This window comes from Caballeronia glathei (genome assembly GCF_000698595.1).
Taxonomy (GTDB): Bacteria; Pseudomonadota; Gammaproteobacteria; order Burkholderiales; family Burkholderiaceae; genus Caballeronia; species Caballeronia glathei.
Genome location: NZ_JFHC01000009.1, coordinates 77,188 through 92,939, shown reverse-complemented (window position 1 = coordinate 92,939; position 15,752 = coordinate 77,188). Strand labels below are relative to the sequence as shown.

Genomic DNA, 15,752 nt, shown 5'->3' with positions numbered 1-15,752 from the left:
ACTCAGCCGGGCGGTGCACGGTGATGGAACTCAAGGAAAAGCAGATGAAACGCGATCTCGACCCCGCTCTCGGCGCCGCCGCCGATGCCGCCGCCACCGCCCCGATGGTCCGCTTCAAGGGCGTGACCAAGCGCTACGGCGCGCTCACCGTCCTCGACGAACTGAACCTCGACGTCGCGCGCAACGAGAAGGTTGCGATCATCGGGCCGAGCGGCTCGGGCAAGTCCACGCTGCTGCGCGTGCTGATGACGCTCGATCCGCTGACCGACGGCGTGATCGAAGTGGAGGGCGAACCGCTCACGCACCAGTTGCGCAACGGCGTGCTCGTGCCCGCTTCGGAGCGGCATGTCAGGAAGGTGCGCAGCAAGATCGGCATGGTGTTCCAGAGCTTCAATCTCTTTCCGCACATGACCGCGCTCGCGAATACGATCGAAGCGCCGATGCGCGTGCTCGGCATGTCGAAGAAGGATGCAACCGAGCGCGGCCGCGACCTGCTTTCGATGGTCGGTCTCGCCGACAAGTGCAATCACTTCCCGTCGCAATTGTCGGGCGGCCAGCAGCAGCGCGTCGCGATTGCGCGCGCACTCGCGATGCGCCCGAAGGTCATGCTCTTCGACGAAGTCACGTCCGCGCTCGACCCCGAACTGTGCGGCGAAGTGCTGAACGTGATCCGCAAGCTCGGTCACGAGCACAACCTGACGATGCTGATGGTCACGCACCAGATGGGTTTCGCGAAGGAGTTCGCCGATCGCGTGTGCTTTTTCTCGCAGGGCAAGATCGTCGAGCAGGCGCCGCCGCAGCAGTTTTTCTCCGCGCCGCAGCATGAGCGCACGCGGCAATTCCTGCGCGCGGTGACTGAAGCGATGTAAAGACTTCCTGCTGCCATGGCCTCGAAGGCCGCCGCATTCCGGCGGCTTTTTCGTTTGCTGCGCGGTCCGGTTTTTGCTGGTCGATGAAGGCAAGCTACCGGAGCGTGAGATGCAGCATCAGAAAATGCACAAGGTCGCCCGCCTCGGCGACCTGCCCGAGGATCGTGGCACGCGCGTGAAGATCGCCGATACGCCGGTCATGCTGGTGCGCACGGGCGACACCGTTCACGCCTACGCAGCGGATTGCCCGCATGCGGGCGCGCCGCTCGAAGAAGGCGCGATCTGCAACGGACGCATCGTGTGTCCGTGGCACAAGGGCACGTTCGACGCGAGCGACGGCAGCCTCGTCGAGCCGCCTGCGCTCGTCGGGCTCACGCGTTACCCGGCGTCGGTCGATGACGGCGACGTGTACGTGTCGCCCGAGCCGGTCAGACAGCAGGAAGACCGGCGCGCACCCGATCCCGCGACGATGTTCATCGCAGGCGCGGGCGCGGCGGGGGCCGCCGCTTGCGCCGCGCTTCGCGAAGCGGGTTTCAGCGGTCGCATCGTGCTTGCGGGCGGCGATGCGCGCATGCCCTACGACCGGACCTCGCTCAGCAAATTCGTCGTGGCGGGCGACATGACGCCCGCGGATGTCCCTCCGCTTCTCGACCCTGCATTCTTTTCGAAGCACGGGATCGAGCGGATCGAGTCCGAAATCGTGAGGCTCGATGCGGCGAAGAAAGAGGCCGAACTCGCAGACGGTAGCGTGCTCCGCTACGACGCCGCACTCGTATGTACCGGCGGCATTCCGAAGCCGCTCGATGTGCCGGGCGCTGCGCTCGCCCGCGTGCATCTGTTGCGCAATCTGGAAGACGCACGCGCGATCCTCGCCTCGCTCGACGGACGCAGCCGCGCGGTCATCGTCGGCGCCGGCTTCATCGGGCTCGAAGTGGCTTCGTGCCTGCGCAGGCGCAAGATCGACGTCACCGTGGTCGCGCCCGGCAAGGTGCCGTTCGCGAAGCAGTTCGGCGAGCGCATCGGCGGCATGTTCATGCGCCTTCACGAGAACAACGGCGTGTCATTTCGCATGAACGCCCACGTAAGCGCGCTCGAAGGCGGCGACGGCGTGCGCGAGGTCGTGCTCGACAACGGAGAGCGCGTCGCGGCGGACATCGTGATCGCGGGCACCGGCGTGAAGCCCGCGACATCGTTCCTCCAGCGAGTGGAGCTTGCGGATGACGGCGGCATTCCCGTCGATGCATCGATGTGTGCCGCGCCCGGCCTCTATGCCGCTGGCGACGTCGCGCGCTTCGCGCTGCCGCATTCGGGCGAGCGCGTGCGCATCGAGCACTGGCGCGTCGCGCAGCAGCATGCGCGCGTCGCCGCATACAACATGGCGGGCGCAAAGAGGGAGTACGCCGGCGTCCCCTACTTCTGGACCTATCACTTCGAGAAGACCTTCGACTATCTCGGCCACACGAGCGAGCCGGACGAAGTCGTGATCGACGGCGAACTCGATGGGCCGCAGTTCATCGCGTATCTGATGAAGGGGAGCGAAGTCGGCGCGATTGTCTCCTGCGATCGCAACGAAGCCACGGCGCGGCTCGCGGAAGCGCTGCGCGAACCGCTGACGCTCGAAGCCGCGCGCCGGGCCGCGAACGCATGAAGCGCGATGGCGACGAAACCCGCTCCTGGTGTCGAACCGGACCAGCAACCCGCGACACTCGACCAGTGCCGCCGCTGCGGATTGTGGAAGGATGCGACGCAGGCCGTACCCGGCGCGGGACCGAAGCACGCGCCGCTGATGGTGGTCGGCGAGCAGCCGGGTGACCAGGAGGACTTGCAGGGCAGGCCGTTCGTCGGCCCGGCGGGCGCAATGCTCGACCGGGCGTTCGCCGAAGCGGGTGTCGAACGCAAGGACGTGTATGTGACCAACGCGGTCAAGCATTTCAAGTGGGCGCCGCGCGGCACGCGCCGCATGCACAAGACGCCGGCGCAGCGCGAGATTGACGCGTGCCATTACTGGATGGATCGCGAGGTCGCGAGCGTCGCGCCAAAGGTAATCGTCGCGCTTGGCGCAACTGCGCTGAAGTCCGTGCTGCGCAAATCGGGCGTCACGCTGCAGGCTTCAATGGCGCACGTTATCGAGCACGAAGGACGTTCCGTGATCGCGACCTATCATCCGTCGTTTGCGTTGCGCGCCCCCGACGCCGGGACGCGCGAGATGGCTTATCGCTCGATCGTCGATGCGCTGCGCCACGCGCATCGGCTCATCGGGCGCAAGGACTGATTCAACGCCAATGAGCAACATCAGGGAGCAGGCATGCCGGCAAAGCGTAAGACAGCGAAAGGCGCGCGTGCATCGCGCCAGCGTCATGCGATCGCAAGCGAAAGGAAGACAACCGCGGCCGCAAAGAGAAAGCCCGCGAAGAGCGCGAACCGCTGGTCGCATCACGTGATGGAGACGAGCGACGCGATGGACATCGAAAAGGATATCTTCAGGGAAGGCAGCGCGCAGGAAATTGCGGACTCGCTCAAGCGTTCTTCCACGCACAGCAAGCGGCGCAAGGGCACACCGTTTCAGTCGGCCATGTCGATGCTCAACTTCTACATCAATCGCGCGGGACGCAACCTGCCGAAGGCACGGCGCAGCACGCTGGATCAGGCGAAAAAGCGCCTGCGTGAAGCATTTGGCCGCAAGCCGTGAACGCGTGAAGTGGTTTGATAAACAATCGCACGGCCCCGCGATGCGGGGCCGTGCGACGCTACCGATTATGGCTGGCGCTTGTCGCCCTGATGCTGCGGCGGCTGCTGGTTCTGCTGCTTCTGGCCAGGTTGCTGACCTTGCTGCTGTTGCCCCGGTTGCTTGTCCGATTGATTCGGATTCGACGGCTGGTTGCCCATCTGTTTCTGCTTTTGATCCTTGTTCCTATCGCCCATACATCCTCCTTGGGTTGCACGGCTTGCGCCGCACCTGGATAGCAGCAACACGCGTTCCACCCCGTGCGCCTCCGTGCAGCCTGTCTGCGCGGCATGCGCGCTTTGCGCGCGTTGAAAAAACTGCAGGCGACCGACATGGAACGTTGCTTGCTATCTCCGGCTGGGGCGCTTCGAAAATATTGCCGACCCGCAAAGGAGCACATCATGACGCAGCAATCTCCACTCAATCCCGGCGACGAGGCCGAACCCGGCACGCCCGGCAGCGGCGAGGACATCTGCCCCGCATGCGATGGCGCCGGAGCCATCGAAGGCGCGACTTGCGAAACGTGCGGCGGTACTGGCAAGATCGTCCAGGGCATCGGCGGAGGCTGATGCAACCGGTCACTCCGTCCGCATTCCGATTAACAGGAGTTCACTTTGACGGCGCATCGTTCATCACCGACACACTCCACGCTCCAGAAACGACGCATGCGGTTCGCGGCCGCCTGCTCGATCGCGCTCGCAGCTACCGCACCCGCCGTGCGCGCCGCCGATGAGAGCGCCATCGGCTTCGGCCCGAACCCGCAATTGCCCGCGCCGCAGAAGTCGCTGATGCCGACCGTGAATATCGCGCCGGCGTCGCCGTGGCCCGAAGGCGCGATGCCGGTTTCACCCGCGGGATTCGGGGTCAACGCGTTCGCCACCGGCCTCGATCATCCACGCTGGATTGCGACGCTGCCCAATGGCGACGTTCTCGTCGCGGAGAGCAACGCGCCCGCGCCGCACGACGAGAACGCCGGCATCAAGGGCTGGGTGATGAACATGGTCATGAAGCGTGCGGGCGCGGCCGTGCCGAGCCCGGACCGCATCGTCCTGCTGCGCGATGCGGATGGCGACGGTGTCGCGGAAACGAAGACCGTGTTCATCGACAAGCTGCATTCGCCGTTCGGCATGGCGCTCGTCGGCGACGACCTGTACGTGGCGAATACCGATGCCGTCGTGCGCTTCGGGTACAGCAAGGGCGCAACGCGCATCGCGTCGCCCGGCGAAAAGGTCATCGACCTGCCCGCCGGCGCGATCAACCATCACTGGACCAAGAACCTGATCGCGAGCCGCGACGGCAAGCGTCTGTACGTGACGGTCGGCTCGAACAGCAACGTCGCGGAGAACGGCATCGACGCCGAGAACGGCCGCGCGGCGATCTTGGAAGTGGACATCGCCACGCGCCGGTCGCGCCTCTTCGCGACCGGCCTGCGCAATCCGAACGGCATGGCGTGGCAGCCGCAAAGCGGCGCGCTGTGGACGGTCGTCAACGAGCGCGACGAACTGGGCAACGATCTCGTGCCCGACTACATGACTTCGGTGAAGGACGGCGCGTTTTATGGCTGGCCCTATAGTTATTTCGGGCAGCACGTCGACGATCGCGTGAAGCCGCAGCGTCCCGATCTCGTTCAGTCGGCGATCGCGCCGGACTATGCGCTCGGCGCGCATACGGCGTCGCTCGGGCTCACCTTCTACGATGCGAAGGCGTTTCCCCCGCGCTACTGGAACGGCGCGTTCGTGGGTCAGCATGGGTCGTGGAACCGCAAGCCGCACAGCGGCTACAAGGTCGTGTTCGTGCCGTTTCAGGACGGCAAGCCGTCGGGTTCGACCGAGGACGTGCTGACGGGGTTCCTCTCCGCCGACGGGCATGCGTTCGGGCGGCCGGTCGGTGTCGCGGTGGATCGCACGGGCGCGCTGCTCGTCGCGGACGATGTCGGCAATGCGGTGTGGCGCGTCGCGCCGGGGAAGCCCTAAATGGCCGCGCGGGGCTCCAGAAAGGCCGGAGCCGCGCCCGGGCGGACCGCCCGGGGAAGCCTTTTTTCGCTCGCGGAGCGGCAGGTGATCGCGCTTTATGACGCCGGGGTGCTGTCGCCGGCTGTTTTGCAGCATGTGATTGCCGCTTATGCGGGGCGTGATGTCGACTGGCACGAGGAGGCTCGCGAACGCAGCGTCGATCATCATTCGGTACACGAAGTCGTCGTGCTGACGATGATGCCCGGACGTGCGCTTCGTCAAGCGCAGAAGGATTTTCTTTCCGTGGTCGGGCATTTGATGGGCAGTAGTGCCGATGCCGCTGCCGCTTCTTCTGTCGAAGCCGAAGACGACGATGCTCTGCTCAGCCAGCTTTCCTCCGGTATGGCAGGCAGCGAGCCGGGCACTCGTTCGCGCGAACGCCCGGAGGCCGCGACACGCCAAAGCCCTGGATTCAATCCGCTCGTTCAGGCGAAAGCCCTTCGCAGAGCAGGCAAGGCCTGATCCCACGTTTCGGCTCGTGGCCTCGCTCGTTCCTGGTGGGTCTGCTCGCGCTTGGGGCTGGTGTTTTTTGAACGGTCTGATGCGCTTGCGCTCCTATGAAGCTTGCATTGCTATTGGTCTATTGGCTTCGCCCCTGTGCGGGGCAGCAGTCACTTTCTTTGCTGCTGCAAAGAAAGTAACCAAAGAAAGCAGCTATTAGGTCAGCGGCGTTAGGACGTGACCATGTTTGAGTGTTGCAGAGTGGCCCGACCGTGGGAGTGTCGCCGCCATGCAGTCACCGGACTTGGTACGCGGACCCACTGTGTCATCGCACCGCTAAACGAAGTGGTAAGGCAGTCATTCATCCGTCCTCGCTTCGCTCCGACGCAAGGTCTACTACAACCAATCGCTTCGCTTTTCGGCCGCGAATACCAAGGCGCTCCGTTCGGTTGCGCATGAGGGGCTTCGTCACGTCGCAGTGCGTGTCGTACCGCCTTGCGAACGTTACGTCGGGCACGTAGTGCCGAGACGGATGAATGACTGCCTTACCACTTCGCTTGAAAGTGCGACGACGCAGTGGGTCCGCGTACCCATCCGCTCAACATACAGAGGTGGACACTCCGGCGGTAGGGCCACTCTGCAACACTCAAACGTGGTCACGTCCTAACACCGCTGAGCCCATAGCTGCTTTCTTTGGTTACTTTCTTTGCAGCAGCAAAGAAAGTAACTGCCGCCCCGCACAGGGGCGAAGTAAATAAACCAATATCAAAGCAAGTTTCATAGGAGCGCAAGCGCATCAGACGGTGTAAACACCCCGTCCAAGCCCCAGCAACACACCACCGAACTCTCACCGATCAAACAGATTCCCTTCCCGGCACAGCTCCCGCATACCACTGTCGAGGTGCGCGCGAGCGCTTTCCTTGTCCCCGAGGCGCATCTGCTCGTAAGCGCGCTGCGCCACATCGTGCGGCACCTGCTTGAGCGGCCGGTTCGCGCTCATCGCCCGCAACTGCACTTCCGCCGCGCGCTCCAGGTAATACAGATCGTCCCAGGCTTCCGCGATGCTCGCCCCCGCCACCATCACCCCATGGTTCTTGAGGAACAGGATGTCGGCATCGCCCATCGCGCCTGCAATGCGGTCGCCCTCGGATTCATCGAGTGCAAGACCGTTGTAGTCCTCGTCGACGGCGGTGCGCCCGTAGAACTTCAGCGCCGTCTGTCCGAGCCACAGGAGCGGCGGCCCCTCCAGCAGACAGAGCGCCGTCGCGTTCGGCATGTGCGTGTGGAACGCGGCCTTCACGCGCGGCATCAGCCGGTGCAGCCGCGCATGGATATAGAACGCCGTCGCCTCGGGCTTGCCTTCGCCGTCGATCACATGCCCGTCGAAATCGCAGATCAGCAGCCGCGACGCGGTGATCTCCGAAAACGCGTACCCATAAGGATTCACGAAGAAGAGATCGTCGTGCCCCGGCACGACGGCAGAAAAATGATTGCACACGCCTTCCTCGAAACCGTGCCGCGCCGCGAGCTGAAAGCACGCGGCCAGCTCGCGGCGCGCCTCCATGACGGCGTCGGAGTCGAGCGTCGCGCTACGCGACGGCCTGGTGACCGTTGTGGTCGAGAGTGTATGCGCCATGATCGTTGTCCTCGAAAGTGACCGGCGGTTACCAGCCGAGCGAAGCGAACAGCGGCGGCACGCCGTCGAGCGTCGTGAGCGTGGCATCGGGCGTGTAGTCGGGCAAAAGCGTGCGCCCGGTCCCGCGATCGATCCACACGCAGCGAAAGCCGATATCGCGCGCCGCCGCATGATCCAGATGCGGACTCGCGCAAATGTGCACGACTTCGTCCTTCGTCACGCCAAGCTGTTCGTGAGCGTAATCGAACAATTTTCGCGCGGGCTTGTACGCGCCCGCCTGCTGGGCGGTAATCACGCGGTCGATGTAGCCGCCGAGCTGCGCGACATTGCCCGCGATGACGTCATCGTCCGTATTGGACACGATGCACAGCCGATAGCCCTCTTCCTTCAGTTGCCGCAGCGTTTCGACCACTTCGGGAAACGGCGGCATCGCGGAGATGCGGCCGGTCAGCACGTCGGCGTCGCCGGGTTCGCTCGGCAGGCCGAGTTCGGTCAGCGCAAGCTGCAGGCCCTCTCCCGCCACCGTGCGAAACGACCGGTGCGGCGGTGTCTGCTCGAGCGCATGTTCGTGGTGGTCGTAGACGGCGATGAGCTTCGCCGGATCGACGTCGCTGCCGCCCTTCGTCGCCAGAATCTCGCGCACGGCTGCCTGCAACCCCTCGTCCCACTGGATCAGCGTGCCGTAGCAATCAAACGTGAGCCATCGCGGCCGCGCGGTGTGAAAAAGTGACATACGTCCTCCAAAATCGAATTGTGGTTTGCCGTGCCCCCAGATTAATTTCTCCGGTCAATATTTGAAAATTAAATTAAACTCTAAGTCGCAGTTGAATATCGAATAACCATCGGTGCGAGCCCGTCATGCTTGATCTCGAATTGCTCAATACGCTTATCTGCGTCGTCGACGAAGGCAGCTTCACGCGCGCCGCCGAGCGCGTGCACCGCACGCAATCCACCGTTAGCCAGCAGGTGCGCAAGCTGGAGGAAGCCGTCGGCCGCACGCTGCTTTCGCGCGACCGCGCGGGCAATCAGGTTACCCCGACGGAGCACGGCGAGCTGCTTTCGCAATATGCGCGGCGGCTGCTCGCGCTTTCGCAGGAGGCGCAGGACGCGCTCGCGAGCGACGTGAAGCTCATGCCCGTGCGCATCGGCGTGCCGGAGGACTTCGACGCGCGGCGCATGTCGACGATGCTGTCCGGCTTCGTCAAGGCGAAGCCCGGCGTGCGGCTGGAGACCGTCGCCGGCATGAGCACTGACTTGCAGCGCAAGCTGTCGTCCGGGGAGATCGAGATCGCCCTCATCAAGCGCGAGCCGGGCAGCGGCGAGTGCGTCGCGTCCTGGCCGGAATCGCTCGTCTGGGTGCGCGGCGACAACGCGGACGTGTCCGAAGAACGCACGGACGAGCCGATCCCGCTCGCCCTCTTTCCGCAGGGCTGCGTGTACCGGCAGCGCGCGATCCGCAGCCTCGACAAGGCGCACCGGCGCTGGCGCATCGCGTTCGGCAGCCAGAGCCTGACGGGCATTCAGGCCGCGGTTTCCTCGGGACTGGGCATTTCGGTGCTGCCCACGACCGCCGTGCTGCCCGAACACCGGCTGTGCACCGGGCTGCCGGAACTGCCGCCCACGGAACTTGCGCTCGTGACCTCGGGCGGGATGCTCAACGCGCTTCAGCGCTCGCTCGTCGATTTCCTGCGGGCCGAAGTGAATGCCTAGCAGCGCGCTCCCGGGCGGCGTCGGGCGCCTCCTTGCAAACCGAAAGCGCGGGCCGGACCGCACCTGCATCAGAATCGATTAGGGTTTACACCTAATTCGACAATTATCCCTTGTTCGCAACATACTTAATCAAAAGAGCCCTCGCACCTAGACTTGAGTCACCAAAGCGCGAACACAAACGTCCGCGTCAAACCAAGTCAGTCGAGGTCCATCATGAAAGCACTTATTCAAGCCGTTGCACTTGCCGCCGCCATCGCGGTTCCCGCTATCTCGTTCGCCCAGTCGAACCAGCCTCTCACCCGCGCGCAGGTCCGCGCCGAACTCGTGCAACTCGAGAAGGCCGGCTACGACCCGTCGAGCGACCAGACGCAGTATCCGAAGAACATCCTCGCCGCGGAGCAACGCGTGGCCGCGCAAAACGGCGCGACGTCCGGGTATGGCGGCGTGGCTGAGGGTTCGTCGGCAGCGGGTGCCGGCTCCATTGCGACGCCCGGCTTCCCGGCACGCCCCGACTTTCAGCGTCCGTAAGCGGTAGCGCATCGACCAGACGTCGATGCACAAGCACAAGCAACACAAGCGGCCGGCCGGGGATGTTTTCCCGGCCGGCCGCTTGCGCGATCGCGCCCGCCGACTCATGTCCATGGTGTACGCAGCGTCCTTTCACGCACCTTCCACCTGCGCATGCATAGCTTGCTAACGAATATTTGACGCCTATACAATGCGCGGCATGTCAACGCTCGAATCGCTGCGCCGCTCGGTCAGCACCGCTCTAGTCATCGCCTCGCGCAAGTGGCGCCGTGCGAGCCACAGCGTGCTCGCCTCGCATAACGTCTCGGAAGCCTGCGCCACGCCGCTGCTCGTCGCCGGAAGACTCGGCGAGCCGGTGCGCCAGGTGGTGCTCGCGGAAATGGTGAGCATCGAAGGGCCGTCGCTCGTGCGTCTGCTCGATCAGCTGTGCGCGGCGAACCTCGTGCGCCGCGAAGAAGACCCCGACGACCGCCGCGCGAAGATCATCTCCCTCACCGACGAAGGCCGCGCCGTCACCTCGAAGGTCGAAGCGCAGCTCGTCGGCCTGCGCTCGAAGGTGCTCGAAGGCTTCACGCGCGACGAACTCGAAACGACCCTGCGCGTGCTGAGCGCGTTTCACGCGTCGCATGCCGCTGGCAGCGCCCCGCCCTCCGGTGCCGGAGCGCGGAAGACGCCGGCAGACGCATCTTGATCTACCCCACCGCGCGCGAATGGCTCTTTTCGGTGAAGACCTTCGCCGCGGCGATGCTCGCGCTTTACATCGGCCTCAAGCTCGAATTGCCGCGCCCCTACTGGGCCATGGCGACGGTCTATATCGTGTCGAACCCGTTCGTCGGCGCGACGCGTTCGAAGGCGCTCTACCGCGCGGCCGGCACGATGCTCGGCGCGGCGGCCGCAGTGCTGTTCGTGCCGCCGTTCGTGGAGTCGCCGTATATCTTCGCCGCGGTCGTCGCGTTGTGGACCTCCACCCTGCTCTTTCTCGCGATCAACGACCGCAGCGCGCGCAGCTACGCGTTCATGCTCGCGGGCTACACCATGCCGCTGATCGCGCTGCCTGCCGTCCTGAATCCGGCGGGCGTCTTCGACCTCGCCCTGACGCGCACCGAGGAGATCCTGCTCGGCATCGTCTGCGCGAGCGTGGTGGGCAGCGCCGTGTTTCCGAGCCGCCTCGCGCCGACCATCGTCGCGCGCACCGACGCCTGGTTCCGCGACGCCGCGCTCTATGCGAAGGAGACGCTCGCCGGCCGGATCGGCGGCGCGACGCTGGCGGCCTGCCGGCAGCGGCTCGCCACGACGATCAACGGCCTCGAGCTCCTGCTGAGCCAGCTCGCCTACGACCACACGCGGCCCGACATCGTCGCGCGCGCCCGCGAGCTGCGCGGTCGCATGCAGTTGCTGCTGCCGCTGATGTCCGCGCTCGGCGACCCGCTCGTCGCGCTCGCCAGCACAGGGCGTCCGCTGCCTGCCCCGTTCGAGGCGCTGCTCGCCGATATCGTCGCGTGGTTCAACGCCCCGCTGCCGACCGACGACACGCCCGAGCCCGTCGCGGACGACCTGCGCCAGCGCATCGCGGACATGCAGCCCGGCCCGGACGAACTCGCGGCCTGGGATGGCGTGCTGCTTTCGAGCGCGCTCTGGCGCCTGAAGCAGGTGGTGGACGTGTGGCAGGACTGCCGCACGCTGCGCGTGATCATCACGCAGGAGAAAGGCAGCTGGACGCCGCGCTACCGCCACTGGCGCCTCGGCGGCACGGAACAGTATTTCGACCGCGGCATGCTGCTCTTCTCGGCGGCATCGGCGGGGGGAGCGATCTTCGTCTCGATGTGCATCTGGATCGCATCGGGCTGGAACGACGGCGCGGGCGCGGTGACGCTCGCGGCGGTGGCCGTCTGCTTCTTCGCCGCGCTCGACGAGCCCGCCCCGCAGGTGTTCACGTTCTTCGTCTACACGTGCCTCTCGGTGGTGCTGGCGGGTCTCTACCTCTTCGTCATCCTGCCGACGGTGCATGATTTCCCGATGCTCGTGCTGTTCTTCGCCGTGCCGTTCATCGTGATCGGCAGCCTGATTCCGCGGCCGCAGTACAGCCTCGCCACCATGCTCACGGCCGTCAACACGGCGACCTTCCTCAGCATCCAGGGCACCTACGACGCGAACTTCCTCACGTTCGTCAACGGCAACCTGGCGGGTCCCGCGGGCCTGCTGTTCGCGTTCGTGTGGACCCGCGTCACGCGCCCGTTCGGCGCCGAGTTCGCGGCCGCGCGGCTCATCCGCTCGAGCTGGCACGACGTGGTGCTGAGCGCGTCGACGCGGCCCGTCGCGGACCAGCGCAACCTGACCGCCCGCATGCTCGACCGCCTGCTGCAGATCCTGCCGCGCGTCGCCGCGACGGGCGACACGCGGCATACGCCCGTCGAGAGCTTTCGCGACCTGCGCGTCGCGTTCAATGCGCTCGACCTGCGGCGCCTGCGCCGCCGCCTCGGCGCCGACGAGTTCGCCGCGCTCGAGCGCGTGCTCGACGAGGTGCGCGTGTATTTCCAGCGCTGCCTTGCGCGCAGCGATCGCCAGCCGGTGCCCGCGAGCCTCGAGACGGCCATCGACACGGCACTCGAGCGCGTCGTGAAATGGGGCGAAGCGGCAGCGGCAGAAGGCGCGCAGCCCGCCTCCATGTCGCGCCGGCTGCGCCGCGACGCGCTGCATGCGCTCGTCGGCATGCGGCTGTCGCTGTTTCCGGGCGCGGCGCATCCGCCCGGGCGGGAGCCGGCATCGTGAACCATTTCTTTCGGCCGGTGAGCGCGCGATGATCGGCGAGATCGATTTCTACGGCGTCTTCGTGCCCTCGGTCCTCGTGCTGATGCTCGTCGCCTATCTGGTGAGCCTCGCGGGGCGCTGGGTATTCGAGCGCCTCGGGCTGTACCGTTTCATCTGGCACCGCTCCATCTTCGATCTCGGCATCTATGTGATCGTGCTGGGGGGCGTCGTCATCCTTTCGCAGCGTCTCTGAGAGCAGCGGTTTTAAAAAGTGAAAAGAACCTGGTTTTCCGTCGGACAGATCCTTCTTACGCTCGTCGTCGCGAGCGTCGCCGGCTACGTGCTGTGGCACCTCGTCGAGTACTACATGTACGCACCGTGGACGCGCGACGGCCACGTGCGCGCCGACGTCGTGCAGGTCGCGCCGGATGTCGGCGGGCTGATCGTCTCGGTGCACGTGGTGGACAACCAGCCGGTCACGCGCGGCCAGACGCTCTTCGTCATCGACCCGGCGCGCTACACGCTCGCGCTGCGCCAGGCCGAGGCGACCGCGCAGCAGCGGCGCGCGACGCTCGCGCAGGCGCGCCGCGAGGACGCCCGCAACCGCGCGCTCGGCGACCTGGTGGCGCGGGAAGTGTCGGAGGAAAGCCGCTCGCGCGTGGAGACGGCGGAGGCGCAGCTCGCGGACGCTATCGTCGCGATCGATACCGCACGGCTGAACCAGCAGCGCGCGACGGTGGTGAGCCCTGTCGACGGCTACCTGAACGACCGCGCGCCGCGCGCGGGCGAATACGTGAGCCCGGGGCGGCCGGTGCTCTCGGTGGTGGACCAGCACTCGTTTCGCGTCGACGGCTATTTCGAGGAGACGAAGCTGCGCGGCATTCACATCGGCCAGGCGGTCGACATCAAGGTGATGGGCGAGCCGCACGTGCTGCGCGGGCACGTGCAGAGCATCGTCGCCGGGATCGAGGACCGCGACCGCGTGCAGGGGTCGAACCTGCTGCCGAACGTGAACCCGGCGTTCAGCTGGGTCCGGCTCGCGCAACGCATTCCGGTGCGCGTCGCGCTCGACGAGGTGCCGCCCGATTTCCGCATGATCGCGGGCCGCACGGCGACGGTGTCGATGCGCGACCTGTCGCTCGTCGGCCGGCCGGTGGCGGCTTCGGGGGTTTCGGTTGCTTCGGGGGTTTCAGCGGCTTCGGGGGTTTCGGTTGCTCCAGCGGCTCCCGCGGCGTCGGCCCCTTCAGGCTCATCCACCGCCGCACCGGGCGTCAAATGAAGGCGCCGCGTTTTCTCGCCCTGCTGCCCGCCGCGCTGGCAATCGCGGGGTGCATCACGGTCGGCCCGGACTACAAGCTGCCGCAGGAGGCCGCGATCAACGCGCCGCTCGCGAACGCCCCGCTCGACGGCGTAGACGGCGCCACGGCCACGAGCGCTCCCGTGCCGCCGGACTGGTGGCATCTCTACGACGACCCGGTGCTCGAAGACCTCGTGCGCGAAGCCCTTGCGTCGAACACCGACCTGCGCGTCGCCGCCGCGAACATCGGCCGCGCGCGCGCCGGGGTGAGCTTCGCCGAGCAGCAGGGCGGCTTGTCCGGCGGCACGTCGGCGTCGGTCGCGCGGGCGCAGGAATCGGCCCAGCAGTTCCTGCTGACCGAAAAGGTGCCGGTGGTGTACGAAGGCGACATCGGCATCAACGTCTCCTACGAACTCGACCTGTTCGGCAAGCTGCGCCGGGGCGTGGAAGCCGCGCGCGCGGACAGCGAGGCCGTGCAGGCCGCCGCCGACGTCGCACGCATCACCGTGGTGGCGGACGTCGTGCGGGCGTACGTGGAGAACTGCTCGGCCGCCGACGAGCTGGAAATCGCCGAACGCTCGCTTGCTCTCCAGCGCGAGCGCGTCGCGCTCACGCGCCGGCTGCAGAAGGCCGGGCGCGGCAACACGCCCGACGTGACGCGCGGCGAAACGCAGGCCGCCACGCTCACCGCCGACATTCCGCGCTACGAAGCGCGGCGCCGGATCGCGCAATACCGGCTCGCGATGCTGCTCGCCCGCGCGCCGTCGGATCTGCCGAAGGCGGTGCGCACGTGCAGCAAGGTCCCGCAGATCGCTCAGCCGATTCCGGTCGGCGACGGCGCGGCCCTGCTGCGGCGCCGGCCCGACGTGCGCGAGGCCGAGCGGCGGCTCGCGGTATCGACGGCGCGCATCGGCGTCGCGACGGGCGCGCTGTACCCGAGCGTGAGCATCGGCGCGTCGGCGGGACTGACGGGCATCCTGGAAGACCTCGGCACCGCCTCGACCGCGCGCTGGGGGTTCGGCCCGCTCATCAGCTGGACATTCCCGATCAACGGTCAGCGCGCCCGCGTGCGGGAGGCCGAGTACGGCGCCGACGCGGCGCTCGCCCATTTCGACGGCATCGTGCTCAACGCGCTGCGCGAGACGCAGTCGAGCCTCGCCGCCTACGCCGCCGACTACGCCCGCGCCGACGCATTGCGCGAGGCGCAGAAATCGGCGGCGAAATCGGCGGACGAAACGCACCGGCTGTACGTCGCGGGGCGCGAATCGTACCTCTCGGACCTAGACGCGACGCGCACGCTGACATCGACGAACGCGCAGCTCGCGGCCGCCATCGGCCAGGTGGCGGTCGATCAGGTGAATCTCTTTCTCGCGCTGGGCGGCGGCTGGGAGAACGCGCAGGCGGCGGCCACATCCGCGCCTGCGACGGGGTCAACGCCTTCGGCGGGGGCAACGCCTTCGGCGGCCGTGCCGGCGAGCGGCGTCAAGGTGGACTGAACCGGGTGGCGTCCCCGCGCATGGAGCGCCGGGGACGGCGGGCGCCGCCTCAGTCCCAGTAGTTGCGGAACGCGGCGGCCACGATGACCGGCACGGTGAGCACGAGCGGTATCGCGAAATACGGCACCTCCAGGTGCACGACCCACGTGTAGACGAGCCACGCGATGCCGGCCGCGAGCGTCGCGAGCCCGATGAGCGCCGTGAGGACGTTCAGCATCCGGGTGGATGGACGCCGTCGCGTCCTTTCTTTTGTGTCAGGCGTATTCATCGAAGCACCAGAAGCATGTCGT

18 protein-coding genes are annotated in these 15,752 nt (G+C 66.5%); 14 read left to right on the top strand and 4 right to left on the bottom strand.

Annotated features, from left to right (window positions below; translation table 11 throughout):
- Positions 1 to 44: 44 nt before the first annotated feature.
- The 4 genes from ehuA (at position 45) to BG61_RS08900 (ending at position 3,558) form a co-directional block, all read left to right on the top strand.
- Positions 45 to 869: an ectoine/hydroxyectoine ABC transporter ATP-binding protein EhuA gene (gene ehuA, locus BG61_RS08915; RefSeq protein WP_035939291.1), complete on the top strand. Its 825-nt coding sequence runs from the start codon at positions 45 to 47 to the stop codon at positions 867 to 869.
- 109 nt (positions 870 to 978) lie between these two features.
- Positions 979 to 2,517: an FAD-dependent oxidoreductase gene (locus BG61_RS08910; protein ID WP_035939290.1), complete on the top strand. Its 1,539-nt coding sequence runs from the start codon at positions 979 to 981 to the stop codon at positions 2,515 to 2,517.
- Between the two features lie 6 nt (positions 2,518 to 2,523).
- Complete coding sequence (locus tag BG61_RS08905) at positions 2,524 to 3,141, top strand: UdgX family uracil-DNA binding protein (RefSeq protein ID WP_035939220.1); 618 nt, start codon at positions 2,524 to 2,526, stop codon at positions 3,139 to 3,141.
- 33 nt (positions 3,142 to 3,174) lie between these two features.
- Complete coding sequence (locus BG61_RS08900) at positions 3,175 to 3,558, top strand: DUF3175 domain-containing protein (RefSeq protein ID WP_035939217.1); 384 nt, start codon at positions 3,175 to 3,177, stop codon at positions 3,556 to 3,558.
- 65 nt (positions 3,559 to 3,623) lie between these two features.
- Here the strand turns inward: BG61_RS08900 and BG61_RS43230 are convergent, their stop codons facing one another.
- The gene (locus BG61_RS43230) at positions 3,624 to 3,791 is read right to left on the bottom strand and encodes a hypothetical protein (protein WP_169743293.1); all 168 of its coding nucleotides are present in this window, start codon (positions 3,789 to 3,791) and stop codon (positions 3,624 to 3,626) included.
- 204 nt (positions 3,792 to 3,995) lie between these two features.
- Here BG61_RS43230 and BG61_RS43225 point away from each other — a divergent pair, with 204 nt between their 5' ends.
- The 3 genes from BG61_RS43225 (at position 3,996) to BG61_RS08890 (ending at position 6,068) form a co-directional block, all read left to right on the top strand.
- Positions 3,996 to 4,163, top strand: a complete 168-nt coding sequence (locus tag BG61_RS43225; protein ID WP_169743294.1) for a hypothetical protein — start codon at positions 3,996 to 3,998, stop codon at positions 4,161 to 4,163.
- A 96-nt stretch (positions 4,164 to 4,259) separates the two neighbouring features.
- Positions 4,260 to 5,567, top strand: a complete 1,308-nt coding sequence (locus BG61_RS08895) for a PQQ-dependent sugar dehydrogenase (protein WP_035939216.1) — start codon at positions 4,260 to 4,262, stop codon at positions 5,565 to 5,567.
- 84 nt (positions 5,568 to 5,651) lie between these two features.
- On the top strand, positions 5,652 to 6,068 hold the full coding sequence (locus BG61_RS08890; RefSeq protein WP_075584138.1) for a hypothetical protein: 417 nt from the start codon (positions 5,652 to 5,654) through the stop codon (positions 6,066 to 6,068).
- An 826-nt stretch (positions 6,069 to 6,894) separates the two neighbouring features.
- Here the strand turns inward: BG61_RS08890 and BG61_RS08885 are convergent.
- Positions 6,895 to 7,683 carry an aldolase gene (locus BG61_RS08885; protein ID WP_035939211.1) on the bottom strand — a complete coding sequence of 263 codons (789 nt, stop codon included), beginning with the start codon at positions 7,681 to 7,683 and terminating at the stop codon, positions 6,895 to 6,897.
- A 28-nt stretch (positions 7,684 to 7,711) separates the two neighbouring features.
- Positions 7,712 to 8,416 carry a haloacid dehalogenase type II gene (locus BG61_RS08880; protein ID WP_035939208.1) on the bottom strand — a complete coding sequence of 235 codons (705 nt, stop codon included), beginning with the start codon at positions 8,414 to 8,416 and terminating at the stop codon, positions 7,712 to 7,714.
- A 125-nt stretch (positions 8,417 to 8,541) separates the two neighbouring features.
- Between BG61_RS08880 and BG61_RS08875 the strand changes: the two genes are divergently transcribed.
- The 7 genes from BG61_RS08875 to BG61_RS08845 all read left to right on the top strand — a co-directional run bounded on the left by BG61_RS08875 (position 8,542) and on the right by BG61_RS08845 (position 15,462).
- Positions 8,542 to 9,393: a LysR family transcriptional regulator gene (locus tag BG61_RS08875; RefSeq protein ID WP_035939205.1), complete on the top strand. Its 852-nt coding sequence runs from the start codon at positions 8,542 to 8,544 to the stop codon at positions 9,391 to 9,393.
- A 213-nt stretch (positions 9,394 to 9,606) separates the two neighbouring features.
- Positions 9,607 to 9,921: a DUF4148 domain-containing protein gene (locus BG61_RS08870; protein WP_051672383.1), complete on the top strand. Its 315-nt coding sequence runs from the start codon at positions 9,607 to 9,609 to the stop codon at positions 9,919 to 9,921.
- A 199-nt stretch (positions 9,922 to 10,120) separates the two neighbouring features.
- Complete coding sequence (locus tag BG61_RS08865) at positions 10,121 to 10,612, top strand: MarR family winged helix-turn-helix transcriptional regulator (RefSeq protein WP_081868017.1); 492 nt, start codon at positions 10,121 to 10,123, stop codon at positions 10,610 to 10,612.
- Positions 10,609 to 12,690 carry an FUSC family protein gene (locus BG61_RS08860; RefSeq protein ID WP_035939202.1) on the top strand — a complete coding sequence of 694 codons (2,082 nt, stop codon included), beginning with the start codon at positions 10,609 to 10,611 and terminating at the stop codon, positions 12,688 to 12,690. The genes BG61_RS08865 and BG61_RS08860 overlap by 4 nt, the downstream gene beginning before the upstream one ends.
- Positions 12,691 to 12,718: 28 nt before the next feature.
- On the top strand, positions 12,719 to 12,922 hold the full coding sequence (locus tag BG61_RS08855) for a DUF1656 domain-containing protein (protein WP_035939199.1): 204 nt from the start codon (positions 12,719 to 12,721) through the stop codon (positions 12,920 to 12,922).
- An 18-nt stretch (positions 12,923 to 12,940) separates the two neighbouring features.
- Complete coding sequence (locus BG61_RS08850; RefSeq protein WP_035939196.1) at positions 12,941 to 13,948, top strand: efflux RND transporter periplasmic adaptor subunit; 1,008 nt, start codon at positions 12,941 to 12,943, stop codon at positions 13,946 to 13,948.
- A complete protein-coding gene (locus BG61_RS08845; RefSeq protein WP_035939193.1) occupies positions 13,945 to 15,462 on the top strand; it encodes an efflux transporter outer membrane subunit in 1,518 nt (505 codons plus the stop codon). Before BG61_RS08850 ends, BG61_RS08845 begins: the two co-directional genes overlap by 4 nt.
- A gap of 49 nt (positions 15,463 to 15,511) precedes the next feature.
- On the opposite strand, the gene BG61_RS08840 is transcribed toward BG61_RS08845, so the two are convergent.
- Positions 15,512 to 15,679 carry a hypothetical protein gene (locus BG61_RS08840; protein WP_174479715.1) on the bottom strand — a complete coding sequence of 56 codons (168 nt, stop codon included), beginning with the start codon at positions 15,677 to 15,679 and terminating at the stop codon, positions 15,512 to 15,514.
- Between the last annotated feature and the right edge of the window lie 73 nt (positions 15,680 to 15,752).

Bases quoted from the DNA above. Each gene is read 5' to 3' on its own strand.
- ehuA (WP_035939291.1), top strand. From the start codon at position 45: ATGAAACGCGATCTCGACCCCGCTCTCGGCGCCGCCGCCGATGCCGCC.
- BG61_RS08910 (WP_035939290.1), top strand. From the start codon at position 979: ATGCAGCATCAGAAAATGCACAAGGTCGCCCGCCTCGGCGACCTGCCC.
- BG61_RS08905 (WP_035939220.1), top strand. From the start codon at position 2,524: ATGGCGACGAAACCCGCTCCTGGTGTCGAACCGGACCAGCAACCCGCG.
- BG61_RS08900 (WP_035939217.1), top strand. From the start codon at position 3,175: ATGCCGGCAAAGCGTAAGACAGCGAAAGGCGCGCGTGCATCGCGCCAG.
- BG61_RS43230 (WP_169743293.1), bottom strand. From the start codon at position 3,791: ATGGGCGATAGGAACAAGGATCAAAAGCAGAAACAGATGGGCAACCAG.
- BG61_RS43225 (WP_169743294.1), top strand. From the start codon at position 3,996: ATGACGCAGCAATCTCCACTCAATCCCGGCGACGAGGCCGAACCCGGC.
- BG61_RS08895 (WP_035939216.1), top strand. From the start codon at position 4,260: ATGCGGTTCGCGGCCGCCTGCTCGATCGCGCTCGCAGCTACCGCACCC.
- BG61_RS08885 (WP_035939211.1), bottom strand. From the start codon at position 7,683: ATGGCGCATACACTCTCGACCACAACGGTCACCAGGCCGTCGCGTAGC.
- BG61_RS08880 (WP_035939208.1), bottom strand. From the start codon at position 8,416: ATGTCACTTTTTCACACCGCGCGGCCGCGATGGCTCACGTTTGATTGC.
- BG61_RS08875 (WP_035939205.1), top strand. From the start codon at position 8,542: ATGCTTGATCTCGAATTGCTCAATACGCTTATCTGCGTCGTCGACGAA.
- BG61_RS08870 (WP_051672383.1), top strand. From the start codon at position 9,607: ATGAAAGCACTTATTCAAGCCGTTGCACTTGCCGCCGCCATCGCGGTT.
- BG61_RS08865 (WP_081868017.1), top strand. From the start codon at position 10,121: ATGTCAACGCTCGAATCGCTGCGCCGCTCGGTCAGCACCGCTCTAGTC.
- BG61_RS08855 (WP_035939199.1), top strand. From the start codon at position 12,719: ATGATCGGCGAGATCGATTTCTACGGCGTCTTCGTGCCCTCGGTCCTC.
- BG61_RS08845 (WP_035939193.1), top strand. From the start codon at position 13,945: ATGAAGGCGCCGCGTTTTCTCGCCCTGCTGCCCGCCGCGCTGGCAATC.
- BG61_RS08840 (WP_174479715.1), bottom strand. From the start codon at position 15,679: ATGCTGAACGTCCTCACGGCGCTCATCGGGCTCGCGACGCTCGCGGCC.